The sequence below is a fragment of the Acinetobacter sp. 5862 genome (genome assembly GCF_024494585.1).
Lineage (GTDB): Bacteria > Pseudomonadota > Gammaproteobacteria > Pseudomonadales > Moraxellaceae > Acinetobacter.
On sequence record NZ_JANHGP010000024.1, the window covers coordinates 21,654 to 37,280 of the forward strand.

Below are 15,627 nucleotides of genomic sequence, written 5' to 3' on the forward strand. Positions count from 1 at the left end.
TTTTGATAATGAGAATCAGTATTAACGATTGATTTGTTTAATGCTATGTTTTTTATACTTAAATGATTATTTTAAAATTGTTAGTTTGATTTTTTAGGTTGAGAATTTAAATATTGTTTTTCTGGCAAATTAGGAAAAATAGGGAATTTTGATCATCTGATTTTGTATATCTAGAAAGTTGTCATATAATGTGGCACTTTTAAAAATGTTACTACTAACTATATATCGAGGAAGCCATGCAAGTAACGACTGAAGCGGTTTCGGGCGTTGCCCGTCGTTTAAATGTTTCTGTACCGACGAGCCGTGTTAACGAGCAATTTGAAGCTCGCTTAAAACGCACTGCCAAAACTGTGAAGATCAACGGCTTCCGTCCAGGTAAAGTGCCTTTAAATGTTGTTCGCCGTGAATATGGTGCGAGCATTTATCAAGAAGTTGTGAATGACATTATTCGTGACACAGTATTCGAAGCAATTCAACAAGAAAAAATCAATGCGGTCGGCATGCCGAATATTGAAAAAGTTGAAAACAAAGATGATGCTTTAGTTTTTGAAGCGACTGTAGAAGTTTATCCAGAAGTAGAAGTGAAAGCTTTTGCTGACTTAGAAGTTGAACGTAAATCATCAGAAATCAACGATGCTGATGTTGATGTAATGATTGAAAACTTGCAAAAACAACGTGCTTCTTGGACTGAAACTAAAGGCATGGCGAAAAAAGACATGCAAGTGACTTTTGATTTTGAAGGTACAGTTGATGGCGAGAAGTTTGAAGGTGGTGCTGCTGAAGACTTTAAACTTGTTCTTGGTTCTGGTCGTATGATTCCTGGTTTTGAAGATGGCATCATCGGAATGAAGAAAGGCGAAGAGAAAGTGATTGATGTTACTTTCCCTGAAGATTACCAAGCTGAAAACTTAGCGGGTAAAGCAGCTCAATTCAAAATCACTGTGAAGCTTGTTGAAAAACAAAAACTTCCAGAGATTGATGCTGAATTCTTAAAAATCTTTGGTTTAACTGAAGAAGAAGGCGTAGATAAGTTAAAAGCTGACGTTCGTAAAAATATGGAACGTGAAGTTCGCAATGGTCTTCGTAACCAAGTTAAACAAGCTACATTTGATGCACTTGTCGCTGCAAACGAAATTGAAGTTCCAGCTTCTATGGTTGCTCAAGAAATTGACCGTCAACGTCAACAAATGATTCAACAGTTCACGCAACAGTTTGGTGCTCAAGGTGCAGGTGCATTTGATAGCAGCATGCTTCCAGATGAGTTGTTCAAAGAACAAGCTGAAAAATCAGTGAAGCTTGGTGTATTGGTTAGCAAAGTATTAGCTGATGCTAAACTTGAAGTTGATCAAGCACGTGTTGAAGCTTACATCGATGACATGGCTTCTTCTTATGAAGATCCAACAGAAGTGGTTGAATATTTCAAAAATGACAAACAGCAACGTGCTCAAATCGAAGCAGTTGTGTTAGAAGACCAAGTTGTTGATCACATTTTAGCTGCTGCTAAAGTAAATGATGTTCCAGTAAGTTACGAAGACTTATTAAAAGAACAACAAGCTCGTCGTGGCTAATCTTTTAAAAGTTCAGAAGAAAGGCGCTTAATGCGCCTTTTTTTATCCGTGTTATGAAAGTGTTAATTTATCGAAAAATTGCCAGCTTTTAGTCTAAATAGTCGAATATTTAGGGTTGAACCTTTTGCAATTTCAGCGATTATCCCTCATATTGTTGGCATGATCGAGTCACAATAATTTAGGAATAAATAAACATATGTATGTTCCAACAATTGAAAATGCTTTAGTTCCTGTAGTCGTTGAGCAGTCATCACGTGGTGAGCGTTCATTTGATATTTTTTCACGTTTGTTACGTGAGCGTGTGATTTTTTTAACAGGTGAAGTTGAAGACAACATGGCGAACTTAATCGTGGCGCAGATGTTGTTTCTAGAAGCTGAGAATCCAGAGAAAGATATTCATCTTTATATTAACTCACCAGGCGGTTCCGTAACTGCGGGTATGGCGATTTATGACACCATGCAGTTCATCAAGCCAGATGTAGTGACTTACTGTATGGGACAGGCAGCGTCAATGGGTGCATTCCTGTTGAATGCGGGTGCCAAAGGCAAGCGTTATTGTCTTGAGAATGCCCGTGTCATGATTCACCAGCCGTTGGGTGGTTTCCGTGGTCAGGCTTCTGACATTGAAATTCATGCGCGTGAGATTCTCTTTATCAAGGAACGTTTAAACCGCTTGATGGCTGAGCATAGTGGCCAGAACTACGAAACAGTTGCGCGTGACACCGACCGTGACAACTTTATGACCGCACAGGCGGCAAAAGAATATGGTTTGGTTGATCAGGTGCTAAGCAAGCGCCCTTGATTTTTAAAAACTAGGTTTAAGATTTAAGTTGTGGAGTAAATATGTCCGAACATCCTCAAGGACAAAAGCATTGTTCATTTTGTGGCAAGACGCAATCTGAAGTTGGAAAATTGATTGCAGGTGAGGACGCATATATTTGTAATGAGTGTGTGGATGTCTGTTTGGATCTGGTTCAAACCAGTCAACAGGTTGAAGCGAGTGATTGGGCAAGCAAGGCTTTGCCAAAACCACATGAAATACGTGCCGCCCTTGATCAGTATGTCATTGGACAAGATATTGCGAAAAAAACCCTGTCTGTTGCTGTGTATAACCACTACAAACGGTTGAAAGTTGGGCAGTCGCATCACGCACCGCAAGATGTTGAAATTGCAAAAAGTAATATTTTACTGATTGGTCCAACAGGTTCAGGTAAGACCTTGCTTGCGCAAACACTTGCACGCTTATTGGATGTTCCTTTTGCCATGGCAGATGCAACGACACTCACAGAAGCGGGTTATGTGGGTGAAGATGTTGAAAATATCGTACAAAAGTTATTGCAGAAAGCGGACTACGATGTAGAAAAAGCGCAGAAAGGTATTATCTATATTGATGAGATTGATAAGATTACCCGTAAATCGGAGAATCCATCAATTACTCGTGACGTATCGGGTGAAGGTGTACAACAAGCATTATTGAAAATGATTGAAGGCACCGTTGCTTCTATTCCGCCACAAGGTGGTCGTAAGCATCCGCAACAAGAATTCATTCAAATTGATACCTCAAATATTTTATTTATTTGTGGTGGTGCATTCTCTGGTTTAGAGAAAATTGTACAACAACGTCAAGAGAAAGGCGGTATTGGATTCACGGCTGATGTGAAGAATAAGGACGACAGTAAAAAAGTCTCTGAGTTGTTCCGTCAAGTCGAAGCAACTGATTTAGTCAAATTTGGTTTGATTCCTGAGTTTATTGGTCGTTTGCCTGTGATTGCAACTTTAGAAGAACTGGATGAAGAAGCATTAATGCAAATTCTGACAGAGCCTAAAAATGCATTAACTCGCCAATATCAGTATCTTTTCACGATGGAAAATGTTGATCTTGTTTTTGATGAATCTGCATTGCGTGCTGTAGCGAAGAAAGCACTTGAACGAAATACGGGTGCGCGTGGCTTACGTTCAATTTTAGAAAACGTTTTGCTAGAAACCATGTATGACTTACCAAGTCGTAGTGATGTGGGGACGGTTATTGTGGATGAAGCTGTAATTAATGGTACAGCTAAGCCAACATTTAAAGCTGAACGTTTACCACAAGTGACAACACCTGAATTAGTTGAAAAGAAAGATTTGAAAGTTATTGATTCAAAATCTGCTTAATTCTCATTCATCTAAAAAGCATGAAAGCTTAGACTTTTCATGCTTTTTTTATTTGCAATTAATTAATGAGGTGTTAATCTTAAAAATTGGAAAATCCGCATAGTTTTGCGCTGTTAAAAATAAATCCAAGAAAACGCCTTGAGGGATATCATGCGTTATTTAATATTGTCATTATGTTGTGCAGGGGTATTGGCTGGTTGTCAAAGTCATAAGACAGTTGAAGAAAATACGACAACACTCACAGCAACTTTACCTCCAGTAGATACAACAAAAGAGCCAGGTCTGCTTGATCAGTATCATGTGGGAGGTTTTACTGTTGGTGGATGGGTCAATCAAAAATTAGGTCAATTTTACACACCGATCAAACCACAAAATGAACAAGCCGCGGTGGTTTATTTGTATCGTCCAGATACACGTTGGAATCGTCAAGAAATTGCAGCAGCAAACTTATTTATTAATGGGCATCGAATCCCAAGCCTATTGCATAATCACTATTATTGGGTGGAACTACCAGCAGGTACCTATCGTTTGAGTGTGAGCCGCCCATTGGCTGGTATGCATTTCCAAAAACCAAAGTATTTAGATTTCACGGTTGATGCATCACAAACTTATTTTATTAAATATGATGAAGAAAATAAGATTTCTCGCAGCGAACATACCGGACCATTTATGATCATGCCCGATAAAGTCGCACATCAGGAAATTGCCTTTACACGCCTAAAATCATCAAGCTATAACTTTGTGGCACAAGATGCCTCAGGTAAAGTTCGTTCAAAACCACAAGAATTGAAACCGCTGAAATATGATGAAAAATCTGAGGTCTTATTGGTTAAGCCATTTAAACTTTGGAATCCATTGACGTGGTAGTCAATATTGAGCAGCGTTTATTCATCTTGAATTAAGGGGTTGATGATGCTTAAAAGCTGCTCTTTGAGTTTTAAATTTTGCTCAGGATCATTTAAGGTCTTTTGATTTAAATTATTCATGTATTGAAACACATTGCTACTAATTGTTAAATTTTTTTGGTTGATTGATTTTCCTTCTGGCGTTCGCAAAAATTTTAAATAAGCTTGTACTTCCTCTTCACTCAGTGTTTCTGTATAAATTTGCTCAATTGCTTGTAATGTTTCAGGCCGCATAAACATTTTTGAACTTGTGTCTTTTAATAATTGACTGAGTTCTACAAGTGCTAGATGTTCTTGATTGGTTGTCAGTCTCTCTTTACCCAAAATTTTTAAAAGCATACTTTCGGCTTTAGAGTCTAATGCAGGCTGCATCTCATCTAGAGACGAATGTAAAAGGTTTTCTAAATCACTGAGTTTAATTAGTTCTTTTACAGATTTTTTTTGAGCAGGACTGGCAAATGTATTTTCTGTTGCCATTACACAGCAAAGACTCATTATTAGGATCGATATTGTTTTATTCATCTTGTTATCCTTATTGTTTTTTATAATTTAACAGATGCTTTAGGCAAAAAAATAGCCGAATACGATGATTCGGCTAAGATTATTGTATGAGTATTATTGAGCGGCAGCATCCACAACTGGAATTTTCCCAATTTTTGCTTGCCAGATTTTTGGCGCAGTCGCATGGATCGAAGTACCATTCACATCAACTGCAACAGAAACAGGCATATCTTCAACCACAAATTTGTAGATGGCTTCCATACCTAAGTCTGCAAAAGCAACCACTTCAGCCTCACGAACTGCTTTAGACACGAGGTAAGCAGCACCACCAACGGCCATTAAGTAAGTTGCTTGATTGTCTTTGATCGCTTCAATTGCAGCAGGACCACGATCCGCTTTACCAATCATACCGAACAAACCAGTCGCTTCTAACACTTGACGAGTGAACTTATCCATACGGGTTGCGGTTGTCGGGCCTGCAGGACCAACGACTTCATCGCCAACTGGATCGACTGGACCCACGTAGTAAATGAATTTACCTTTTAGATCGACTGGAAGTTCTTCACCGTTATTTAACATGTCAACCATGCGCTTATGTGCAGCATCACGACCTGTATAAATCGTACCATTGAGAAGTAATGTATCGCCTGGCTTCCAAGCATTCATTTCTTCTTGAGTAATGGTATCAAGGTTGACACGCTTCGATTGAGAAGAATCCCACGTTACAGCAGGGTAGTCTTCAAGTTTAGGTGCTTGGATATGTGCAACACCAGTACCATCCAACTGGAAGTGTGCGTGGCGTGTCGCAGCACAGTTTGGAATCATACCGACTGGCTTACCTGCTGCGTGGCATGGGTAATCTTTAATTTTAATATCAAGAACTGTGGTTAAACCACCAAGACCTTGTGCGCCAATACCCAATGCATTCACTTTCTCGAAGATCTCGATACGGAGTTCTTCCATCTTGCTTTGTGGGCCACGACGAAGTAATTCGTCCATGTTGATTTCTTCCATAAGTGCTTCTTTGGCAAGCATCATGGCTTTTTCAGCAGTACCACCGATACCAATACCGAGCATACCTGGTGGACACCAGCCTGCACCCATCGTTGGAACAGTTTTAAGTACCCAATCCACGATCGAATCAGATGGGTTTAACATCGCAAGTTTAGATTTATTTTCTGAACCGCCACCTTTGGCAGCAACTGTAATATCTACTTTGTTACCTGGAACGAGTTTGTAGTGAATCACGGCAGGGGTATTGTCTTTGGTATTTTTACGACCAAAAGCTGGGTCTGCTAAAACAGAAGCACGGAGTACGTTTGAGTTTTCTAGGTAACCTTGGCGTACACCTTCGTTTACAGCATCATCCAAGCTCATGGTTAAATCAAATTTAACATCTAAGCCGACTTCAAGGAAAACGTTGACAATCCCTGTATCCTGACAGATTGGTCGGTGACCTTCAGCACACATACGTGAGTTGATCAGGATTTGGGCAATAGCATCTTTTGCAGCTTTGTTTTCTTCACGATCATAAGCACGGCTCATCGCTTGGATGAAGTCTTGTGGGTGATAGTAAGAAATAAACTGCAGGGCATCCTTGATTGATGTAATCAAGTCATCTTGTTTGATGATCGTTGTCATATCAAATTTCTCTTGAGCGGGCGATTAGCTGGCGGGCTAAATTATATGACAAAAAGCAATGAATGTGGGAGTTTTAGCTTAGATTTGGCTAAAGGTCTAAATAGGCAGGAGACGTGTTGAAATTTTTAGTTTTGCTTATGTGTGGCTGGCCGCATGGAAAAACAAGTCTAATAAAAAACCATCTACTTTTTATCTGGTAGATGGTTTTTTATAATATCAAGATCGTGATTTAATCCTGTTGCGCTGCCTGAATCGCCGTTAAGGCAATAGTAAACACAATATCATCAACCAAAGCACCGCGAGACAAATCATTTACGGGCTTGTTTAAGCCTTGTAGCATTGGACCGACACTGACCACATTCGCTGCACGTTGTACTGCTTTATAGGTGGTGTTACCAGTATTGAGGTCAGGGAAAATAAATACATTGGCACGACCCGCAACTTTAGATTCAGGTGCTTTTTGACGTCCAACGCTTTCAACTGAAGCCGCATCGTATTGTAGAGGCCCATCAATCAGTAAATCAGGACGACGTTGTTGGGCGATCTTGGTCGCTTCAGCCACTTTTTCAACATCGGCACCTGCGCCTGACGTACCTGTTGAATAACTAATCATGGCAATACGCGGATCAAGACCAAAGGCTTTAGCAGAGTCTGCAGATTGAATCGCAATTTCAGCAAGCTGTTCCGCATTTGGATCTGGATTAATTGCACAATCGCCGTAGACATAAACTTCATCAGGCAACAACATAAAGAAGATTGATGAAACTAATGAGTAGTTCGGGGCTGTTTTAATCAATTGAAATGCAGGTCGAACGGTATTGGCAGTGGTATGAATTGCGCCAGATACTAAGCCATCGACTTGATCAAGTGCTAACATCATTGTACCAAGGACTACAGTATCTTGTAGCTGTGCTTTTGCTTGTAATGCATCTAGCTTACCTTTGCGTAATTCAACCATAGGTTCAATATATTGGTCACGAATACTATCGGGATCAATAATTTGCAGATCAGCTGGAAGCTGAATACCACGCGCTTTAGCAACTTCAGCAACAGCTTCAGGTTTCGCTAATAAAATACATTCAGCAATACCACGTGATTGGCAAATCGCTGCGGCTTGTACAGTACGAGGTTCATCACCTTCAGGTAGTACAATCCGTTTTTTCGCAGCAATCGATTTTTGTACCAGCTCGTAGCGGAATGCAGATGGAGATAACCGTGGATTCAGGTTGTTCTGAGTATGTTGATCGAGCCAACTATTATCAAGATGGCTTGAAACAAAACGCGTCACTTGTTCAGCACGCTCAATATCATCTACGGGAATTTCATTGCCAAAATGATATAGGCGTTGTGCTGTTTCTAATGTGTCTAGCGAAGTGTGTAAAATTGGTAGACCTTGTTTAATAGCACCTTGGCAGAATTCTAAAATATTCGCGGCTGGAGCGGCTTGTTCAGCTAAAACTAAACCCGCCAAAGGAATTCCATTACTGCTTGCAAGACTTGCTGCAAGTAGGGCATCTGTACGTTGAGATGCACTAATGATGAGTTCGCCAGCAACAAATTTATGTAATTCGGCTTCAATATCCGATGCGATTAAACTGGTATGTAAAATACGGCGTTGTTTTGCTTCACCCTCATTTAACCAAGTACCATTAACAACAGTGGCAATATCTAAGCTACGCGGTACGCTGAGAATATTACTGAATGGCACTAAACCAATAATAGGTAATTCACTTGTGCCAATAAAACGATTATAACGTTGTAATTGTATTGAAAATTCAGCAATTTGCTTATCTAAACGCAAACTTGGATCGAGTGTGACAGGAATTGCTGCTGTACCATCAGGGAGACCTTTGGTTCGCATAAATAAAACGCCTGTGGTGCGCGGTGATGCAGCACCTCCGAATTGACGCAAATGTGCATCGACTTTTTCGGCTGTTTTACGTGGGTCAGCTAAATCCGCTGTGCTGACCAAAACGACTTGGGCATCGAGTGCTTGTGCAAGTGCGGCATTAATTTCATTGGCAAAGTGATCTTGTCCATTTGGAACAAGTCCTTCTACAATAATCACATCATGATTGGCTGAGATTTTACGATGCAGTGCAACAGCTTCTTCGAGTAGCTCATCTGTTTCGCCTAAACCAAGAAGCTGGGTGAGCTTTTCATAAGCAATCGGTTCAACAGATTGATGTTGAAATAAATGACGATAAAGTGTTGCAGTACGATCAACGGTTGAATCTGCTAATTGAGAAAATGGTTTAAGAAAACCAGCATTAATCCCTTTACAGTCTAAAGCGTAGATCATTCCTAAACAGGCAGATGTAAGACCAACCCCTTCACCTGTTGGAATCAGTAAAATCGTATTCATAAGAACCTTAAAATTTATCTAAATTTTGTGAATTAAGCGAGCTGTTCAATGACTTGACGCGTTTCTTTCGCAATGCGTCCTTCTTCGTCTGTAGGTACAACCCAAATCTGTGGACCTGTGCCATTATCGATTCGACCTTCAGTGCCGCGTGCTAAGGCATTATTTTTTTCTGCACTAAATTGCAAACCAAAGTGTGGTAGATAAGCCAAGGTTTTTTCACGAACATAAGCTGAGTTTTCACCGATTCCACCCGTGAAAACTAAACCATCTAAACGCGGTAAACCACAGCTCAAAGCAGATAATGATTTTGCTAAACGATAGCAGAATACTTCAATCGCCAGTGTTGCTCCTTCATGACCATTACCCGAAGCTTCAACTAAAGTGCGCATGTCGTTTGACAGACCAGATAAGCCAAGCAAGCCACTTTCTTTATTCAACATACTGTCAATTTTCTGGATACTCCAGCCTAAATTACTTGCAAGGAATAAATGCAGGCTTGGGTCAACATCACCACTACGTGTACCCATCACTACACCTTCTAATGGAGTCATGCCCATAGAAGTATCAAGACTTTGACCATTCCAAACCGCACAAGTTGAACTACCATTGCCTAAGTGAGCACTGAGCCAGCCCCCTTGATTTTTTGCACCTGCGAGTTCACTTGCACGTTCAGTCACATAAGCGTGGCTTGTTCCATGAAAACCATAGCGACGGACATGGTGTTCAGTATATAAATTTTGTGGTAGAGCATAACGATACGCGTGTTCAGGCATGGTTTGATGGAATGCAGTGTCAAATACAGCAACCTGAGGCAATTCAGGGAACAAACGCATGGTTGCTTCAATCCCAATCAAATGTGCAGGATTGTGCAAAGGTGCAAGTGGTGTTGCAGCTTCGATGCGGCTTACAATTTCAGGTGTTAATAGTTCTGCTTTGGTTAAATTGCCACCATGAACAACACGATGACCGATCGCTTGTGGATTGTAGTTCGCTAAACGTGCAAGAAGAGTTTCAAGTGCTTTGGCGTGATCTGCATGTGGAATCGAAAGTTCAAGTGGTTCACCACCAATTGTAACGCCTTTGATCCGCGCTTCAGCAGAACCTAAGTTTTCTGCTAATCCATAAATACGATCTTCACGGCGTTCTGAGATAAGCGCGTATTTGATTGAAGATGAACCACAGTTAATTACAAGTACAGATTTAGCCACGTTTGAACACCTAACAAATTTTGAATTTTATGACGAACACTTTTGATCTTGCTGCAACGTGTCGAGCACAGCAATCACGTGCAATGTTTTAACATGGGTTGTCATATTGGCGAAGATAGACTTTAGCCTATACAACTGATTTATAATTGAATCTAATGATTATAGAGTGTAGATACAAACTTCTTAGGATGAATCTATTTGTTTTGATCAGGGTTTTTGTATGAAAATATGTAAAAACACGATAAAGATCAAATAAATGAGCTTTACCGTGCAGCGTTTTACTTGGATCTAAATGCCTTATTGGCGTATTTGACCATCACCAAATACGATCCATTTCTGAGAGGTTAGACCTTCCAGACCAACTGGACCACGTGCATGAATTTTGTCTGTTGAAATTCCTATTTCTGCACCTAGGCCATATTCAAAGCCATCAGCAAAGCGGGTTGAAGCATTGATCATTACTGAACTTGAATCAACTCGTGCGAGAAACTCACGTGCTAGACTAAAGTTTTCAGTAATAATCGCATCGGTATGATGAGAACCATATTTATTAATATGTTCGATTGCTTCATCCATACCTGTAACGACTTTGATTGCAAGAACAGGACCTAAATATTCAGTGTACCAATCTTCTTCGGTGGCTGTTTTAACAGACTCACCTAAGATACGTTGTGTTTCCGCACAACCTCTTAGTTCAACTTGTTTATCTGCATATAGTTCAGCAATACTTGGTAGGAAATCTTCTGCAATTTCTTCATCAACAAGTAATGTTTCCATCGCATTACATACGCCATAACGATGTGTTTTTGAGTTGAGCGCAATTGGTAATGCTTTTTGTAAATCTGCTTGTGCTTCAACAAAAACATGGCAATTGCCATCTAAATGCTTGATCACAGGAATACGTGCTTCATTCGTTACACGTTCAATCAAGCTTTTACCGCCACGAGGAACAATCACATCTACAAATTCAGTCATTGTGATTAAATGACCTACTGCTGCGCGGTCAGGTGTGTCAATCACTTGAACAGCATGTTCAGGTAAGCCTGCAATTTGTAAACCATGCTGAATTGCGATTGCAATTGCTTTATTCGATTCAATTGCTTCTGAACCACCGCGTAGAATAATGGCATTTCCTGACTTTAGTGCTAATGATGCGGCTTCAAGGGTAACATTCGGTCTCGATTCGTAGATCATGCCGATTACACCTAAAGGAACCCGCATTTTACCCAGTTGAATACCTGATGGACGGTAAGCTAAATCCGTAATTTCGCCGATTGGGTCAACAAGTGCAATAACATCTTTTAACCCTTGTAGCATGCCTTTAAAGCGAGCAGGAGTGAGTTCAAGACGATCAAGGAGGGCAGAATCTAATTGACGTTGGTGACCATTTTGCATATCAATTTGATTGGCTGCCAAAATTTGTGCTTGATTATTTTCTAAAGCAGTATAAATTGCAGACAGAGCATGGTTCTTTAGATGCGTTGATGCGCTCATTAAGATACGAGACGCTTTACGTGCCTGAGTACCAACCTGTTGCATATAGTTTTGAATAGAATCTTGCATAGCATTTTGACGATTGCATATATTTATAATGATAGTAACAGTCAAATGCTGAACAATGAATAGGCTGAACTGATAATTCAAAAAATTATAGATTGTAAATTTTGAGTAGCTCTTTTGATTTAAAATTGAATTTACAAGCTGATTACATATTTTGAAAAATATTATTGATCTAAACAAGATAAGTGGTTAAGGAAATGATTGCGTATAAATCATGCATTTGTATAGAATGAAAAATGTATAGGATAAATGTAATACAAATTTTATAAATTTGTTAACTTGTAACTAGAACTCACTAAAAATGAGACTAATTACAGCAAAAAAATAAACAAGGATGGAGGAAGGATATGAATTCCATAATCCAAATGGACTCGGATTTAAATCATACCTACACAGGGTTTGGTTTTTTCGACATATACAATAAAAACAGTTTTAAACAACCAGCGCGTACTACATGGATAGATGGTTGGAAAATTGAATATATGGCAATTGCAGATCCTAAGACGATCTACAACACGCCAATTGTAATTGTCGGGGGCGCATTTCAAAATTTTAACTCTTATAAGTATTGTGTTGAGCAACTCTTTGAGAGTGGTCCTGTCATATTGATTGATTTACCATCAATGGGCGCAAATCAGCAGATTCGAAATGTGGATACAGGCGAGTCAGCTGGAATTCTTGAATTACCAGATTTATCAAAAATGTTGGGTCAATGGCTTGATATTGTTGGGATTGATAAAGTTTCTGTCATGGGTATGTCGTTGGGTTCAGTTGTTGCATCTTCATTTGCACACCAACGTCCTGAACTGATTGATCGTATGGTCTTGATGGGTGTGATGCAAAAAACCCGTAAAAGCTGGCGTATGTTGCTCGAGGAATCTTTACACTTGATGCGTGAAGATCGTATGGAGGAGTTTGGGCAAGCAGTTATTTTGTATCTTGTGAATCATGCCAAGCTTGATAAAACGCGGATGTCTCCAACGGCAAAACGTTTATTTTTTAGACAGATGGCAGAGTTTACTGCAACTGAACGTGAGCGTTACGAGATTAATTGCAATCGACTACTCCGTTTAAGCAATGTACCTGTTGCGCAGTGTAAAACTCTCGTTGCAGCAGGGCAGTACGATAGCTTTACTTTGCCACATGAAAATGCTGACTTTGCTTTGCAATGTAATAATATGGAATTTGCATTAATTGCCAATGCAGACCATGTTCCACAATTACAACGCCGCAAAGAAACGATGACGCTTTTTACTACGTTTTTAAAGGGAGAATCCATCGACAATCTTGATGGTGTTATTCCAATGAACCGCGAACAAATGAAAAACATTGAGCGTCGTGGTGAAGAACGTATTCCTGTTTTAAAACCAGACACTAAATTATCACATCGACATTCAGATACCGAAGTAGCAGTAAAGATTGTAGATATTACCTTCTTTGGGGTGTATCTAAAACTTGATCATTTGGATCAGCTTGATTTTGTTAGCCAGCATCCACGAGATTTAGCCTTACATTTAGCTGATGAAGAAGGTGAGTTTAAAATAGAATGTTTAACATTTGAGGCAACTGAACAGGGTTTACGTATCTTGTTTAAACACGGTAGTTTCGACGTTGCGGATCGTTTATCTCGTTTTATTGAGCGTCAGAAACAAATTTAATTATTTTTTAATAGAATTTAAAAGAGAAGTGTTTTGAATTCACTTCTCTTTTTTTTTGATTTTTATTTATTGGTCGCTTGAATCATCCAAACAAGATCACCGAGATGCTGTTCCTTGTTTTCTAAATGTGTTTGTTCAAAGAATTCTTTAGGTTGAAGCACTTCAACTTCCTTAAAACCAGCTTCATGAAAAAAATTCTCTACCTCTGCTGGTGTCTTAAAGTGGAAGCTAAAAGCGCTGCGTGACATTAGTTTCAATAAACGACTACTATTCCAGATAATGGTTGCTAATTTATTTTGAGTGGGTTCTGGATAAAGATCGGTTAAATAATGAAGTTCTTTGAAGTCGCGGCCATAGATCGCAATTGCTTGAATAAGTTGCTGAAGTAACGGCTTTTCAAAGTAGTTAATTAAGCCTTCACTAATAATCACCAAAGGTCGTTTAGGGTCAAAGACTTTAAATACGTTTGCAAATGCTTCTGTAAATAAATCAACGGATAGGACATCATCAACATGTGGTTCAATTTGTTGTAATGCTGCTTGTTTTGTAGCGGCCATATCAGGTAAGTCAAGCTCACGATAGCAAATGTCTGGGTGATGCTGTCTAAACCACCAACCTCGTGGCGATAAGCCACATGCAATTTCAAGTACTTGTAGGTTTGGATATTGCTGAATCAATTGCTCTAAATGCGTATCAAGCATGGTATGGCGTTGTTTCAAGGTTGTTCGCATACTTCCACCAACATACTTTTCTGCCCAACTTTCAATCGGATGGACTAAGGCTGCTAGTGTTTTTCCTTTAGTTGTCGCTAATGCAGGATGGGAAATGCCCATCTGATACCAAATATAGCCGGTATAGTGTGCAGTAAAAGAAATATGGCGGTGTTTCGAAAGTTGTTGTGTCATCTGTCCTAGACTCAATTTTTTTCATTTTATTCTGTTCCCATGCACAACCCATTTGCGCGAGGAAATTGACCTATTCATTTTTAAATAGATCAATTGGAGATGGTGTGTTAAATCATCTTTTGCTTATTGGCAAGTTAAAACGAATTCTTAAAGTCTTCAATGACTTTTTTTGCGTTCTGCCAACTTTCATCTAAATTTAGTGTCGAACCTACTTGGATGTTTGGAATTTTACCGCGCATACGCTCTAGACGTTGTTGATTTGGTAAAGCCAATTTTTGAATGCCATCTAAAGCTGTACATGCTGCTGTTCGATCATTACACACTAATCCCATATCACAACCCGCATTTAATGCCGCTTGAATACGTGCATCAGCACCACCAGCAACACACGCAGCTTGCATACTCAGGTCATCAGAGAATAGGACGCCGTCAAATTTAAGTTGCTGACGTAAAATATTTTGTAGCCAGAACGGAGAGAAGCCTGCTGGGTTTGGATCGACTTGATCATAAATCACATGCGCTGGCATCAGTGCATCAAGTTGAGGCATTAATTTGATAAAGCTTTGCATATCTTTGTCGTAAATTTCTTGATATGAGCGACTATCAATCGCTGCAGCGACATGTGAATCAGCTTTTACGGAACCATGTCCAGGGAAATGTTTTCCAGTTGTTGCCATACCTGCTTGTTTCATTCCACGCATAAAGGCATTAGCCAGTGGAACGATGTCTTGCATATTTTTAGCAAAGCTTCGATCACCAATCACATCACTAATATCATTGAGATCTAAGACTGGAGCAAAACTAAAATCAATACCTACAGCGAGAACTTCAGTTGCCATTAACCAACCACACTGTTGGGCTAACTCAATTGCTTGTTCGGGATGATGTACATAATGTTCACCAAGTTGCCCCATTGCAGGTAACAAGGTGAAGCCTTGTCTTAAACGTTGAACACGCCCACCTTCTTGATCGACAGCAATCAGAATATCTGGACGGACTTGGCGCATATGATCAGTTAAAGCGCGAACTTGTTGAGGAGACTCAATATTTCGTGCAAATAAAATCATGCCACCGACTTGCGGAGCTTGTAATAGTTCAATATCTTCTTGAGTAAGTTCTGTGCCAGCAACGTCTAGCATCAATGCGCCGATCATATAGATTC

At 39.7% G+C, this 15,627-nt stretch carries 12 protein-coding genes; 5 read left to right on the forward strand and 7 right to left on the reverse strand.

Features of this window, described 5'->3' with window-relative positions:
* Nucleotides 1-236 precede the first annotated feature (236 nt).
* From tig to NO346_RS04565, 4 genes are all read left to right on the forward strand, one after another.
* Nucleotides 237-1,568 carry a trigger factor gene (gene tig / locus NO346_RS04550; protein WP_256414409.1) on the forward strand — a complete coding sequence of 444 codons (1,332 nt, stop codon included), beginning with the start codon at nucleotides 237-239 and terminating at the stop codon, nucleotides 1,566-1,568.
* A gap of 196 nt (nucleotides 1,569-1,764) precedes the next feature.
* Nucleotides 1,765-2,370 carry an ATP-dependent Clp endopeptidase proteolytic subunit ClpP gene (gene clpP / locus NO346_RS04555; protein ID WP_256414411.1) on the forward strand — a complete coding sequence of 202 codons (606 nt, stop codon included), beginning with the start codon at nucleotides 1,765-1,767 and terminating at the stop codon, nucleotides 2,368-2,370.
* Between the two features lie 41 nt (nucleotides 2,371-2,411).
* Nucleotides 2,412-3,722, forward strand: a complete 1,311-nt coding sequence (gene clpX, locus NO346_RS04560; RefSeq protein ID WP_256414412.1) for an ATP-dependent Clp protease ATP-binding subunit ClpX — start codon at nucleotides 2,412-2,414, stop codon at nucleotides 3,720-3,722.
* A 150-nt stretch (nucleotides 3,723-3,872) separates the two neighbouring features.
* Entirely contained in the window at nucleotides 3,873-4,589 is a 717-nt protein-coding gene (locus NO346_RS04565) for a DUF2846 domain-containing protein (RefSeq protein ID WP_256414413.1), read from the forward strand.
* 17 nt (nucleotides 4,590-4,606) lie between these two features.
* Here the strand turns inward: NO346_RS04565 and NO346_RS04570 are convergent, their stop codons facing one another.
* From NO346_RS04570 to NO346_RS04590, 5 genes are all read right to left on the reverse strand, one after another.
* Nucleotides 4,607-5,149 (reverse strand): DUF2059 domain-containing protein, encoded by a 543-nt coding sequence (locus NO346_RS04570; protein WP_256414414.1) that lies wholly within the window; start codon nucleotides 5,147-5,149, stop codon nucleotides 4,607-4,609.
* Nucleotides 5,150-5,242: 93 nt separating this feature from the next.
* Complete coding sequence (locus tag NO346_RS04575; RefSeq protein WP_005219720.1) at nucleotides 5,243-6,769, reverse strand: fumarate hydratase; 1,527 nt, start codon at nucleotides 6,767-6,769, stop codon at nucleotides 5,243-5,245.
* Between the two features lie 229 nt (nucleotides 6,770-6,998).
* Nucleotides 6,999-9,134 carry a phosphate acetyltransferase gene (gene pta / locus NO346_RS04580; RefSeq protein WP_256414415.1) on the reverse strand — a complete coding sequence of 712 codons (2,136 nt, stop codon included), beginning with the start codon at nucleotides 9,132-9,134 and terminating at the stop codon, nucleotides 6,999-7,001.
* 32 nt (nucleotides 9,135-9,166) lie between these two features.
* On the reverse strand, nucleotides 9,167-10,342 hold the full coding sequence (locus NO346_RS04585; protein ID WP_087536489.1) for an acetate/propionate family kinase: 1,176 nt from the start codon (nucleotides 10,340-10,342) through the stop codon (nucleotides 9,167-9,169).
* Between the two features lie 297 nt (nucleotides 10,343-10,639).
* Complete coding sequence (locus tag NO346_RS04590) at nucleotides 10,640-11,905, reverse strand: glutamate-5-semialdehyde dehydrogenase (protein ID WP_256414416.1); 1,266 nt, start codon at nucleotides 11,903-11,905, stop codon at nucleotides 10,640-10,642.
* A 344-nt stretch (nucleotides 11,906-12,249) separates the two neighbouring features.
* Between NO346_RS04590 and NO346_RS04595 the strand changes: the two genes are divergently transcribed.
* Entirely contained in the window at nucleotides 12,250-13,560 is a 1,311-nt protein-coding gene (locus NO346_RS04595; RefSeq protein WP_005156164.1) for an alpha/beta fold hydrolase, read from the forward strand.
* Nucleotides 13,561-13,622: 62 nt separating this feature from the next.
* Here NO346_RS04595 and NO346_RS04600 read toward each other — a convergent pair whose 3' ends face one another.
* Together NO346_RS04600 and nagZ are read right to left on the reverse strand one after the other, a co-directional pair.
* Nucleotides 13,623-14,465, reverse strand: a complete 843-nt coding sequence (locus tag NO346_RS04600) for a class I SAM-dependent methyltransferase (protein ID WP_256414417.1) — start codon at nucleotides 14,463-14,465, stop codon at nucleotides 13,623-13,625.
* A 134-nt stretch (nucleotides 14,466-14,599) separates the two neighbouring features.
* Complete coding sequence (nagZ, locus tag NO346_RS04605) at nucleotides 14,600-15,619, reverse strand: beta-N-acetylhexosaminidase (RefSeq protein ID WP_256414418.1); 1,020 nt, start codon at nucleotides 15,617-15,619, stop codon at nucleotides 14,600-14,602.
* Between the last annotated feature and the right edge of the window lie 8 nt (nucleotides 15,620-15,627).

Bases quoted from the DNA above. Each gene is read 5' to 3' on its own strand.
- tig (WP_256414409.1), top strand. From the start codon at position 237: ATGCAAGTAACGACTGAAGCGGTTTCGGGCGTTGCCCGTCGTTTAAAT.
- clpX (WP_256414412.1), top strand. From the start codon at position 2,412: ATGTCCGAACATCCTCAAGGACAAAAGCATTGTTCATTTTGTGGCAAG.
- NO346_RS04570 (WP_256414414.1), bottom strand. From the start codon at position 5,149: ATGAATAAAACAATATCGATCCTAATAATGAGTCTTTGCTGTGTAATG.
- clpP (WP_256414411.1), top strand. From the start codon at position 1,765: ATGTATGTTCCAACAATTGAAAATGCTTTAGTTCCTGTAGTCGTTGAG.
- pta (WP_256414415.1), bottom strand. From the start codon at position 9,134: ATGAATACGATTTTACTGATTCCAACAGGTGAAGGGGTTGGTCTTACA.
- NO346_RS04565 (WP_256414413.1), top strand. From the start codon at position 3,873: ATGCGTTATTTAATATTGTCATTATGTTGTGCAGGGGTATTGGCTGGT.
- NO346_RS04575 (WP_005219720.1), bottom strand. From the start codon at position 6,769: ATGACAACGATCATCAAACAAGATGACTTGATTACATCAATCAAGGAT.
- NO346_RS04595 (WP_005156164.1), top strand. From the start codon at position 12,250: ATGAATTCCATAATCCAAATGGACTCGGATTTAAATCATACCTACACA.
- NO346_RS04590 (WP_256414416.1), bottom strand. From the start codon at position 11,905: ATGCAAGATTCTATTCAAAACTATATGCAACAGGTTGGTACTCAGGCA.
- NO346_RS04600 (WP_256414417.1), bottom strand. From the start codon at position 14,465: ATGACACAACAACTTTCGAAACACCGCCATATTTCTTTTACTGCACAC.
- nagZ (WP_256414418.1), bottom strand. From the start codon at position 15,619: ATGATCGGCGCATTGATGCTAGACGTTGCTGGCACAGAACTTACTCAA.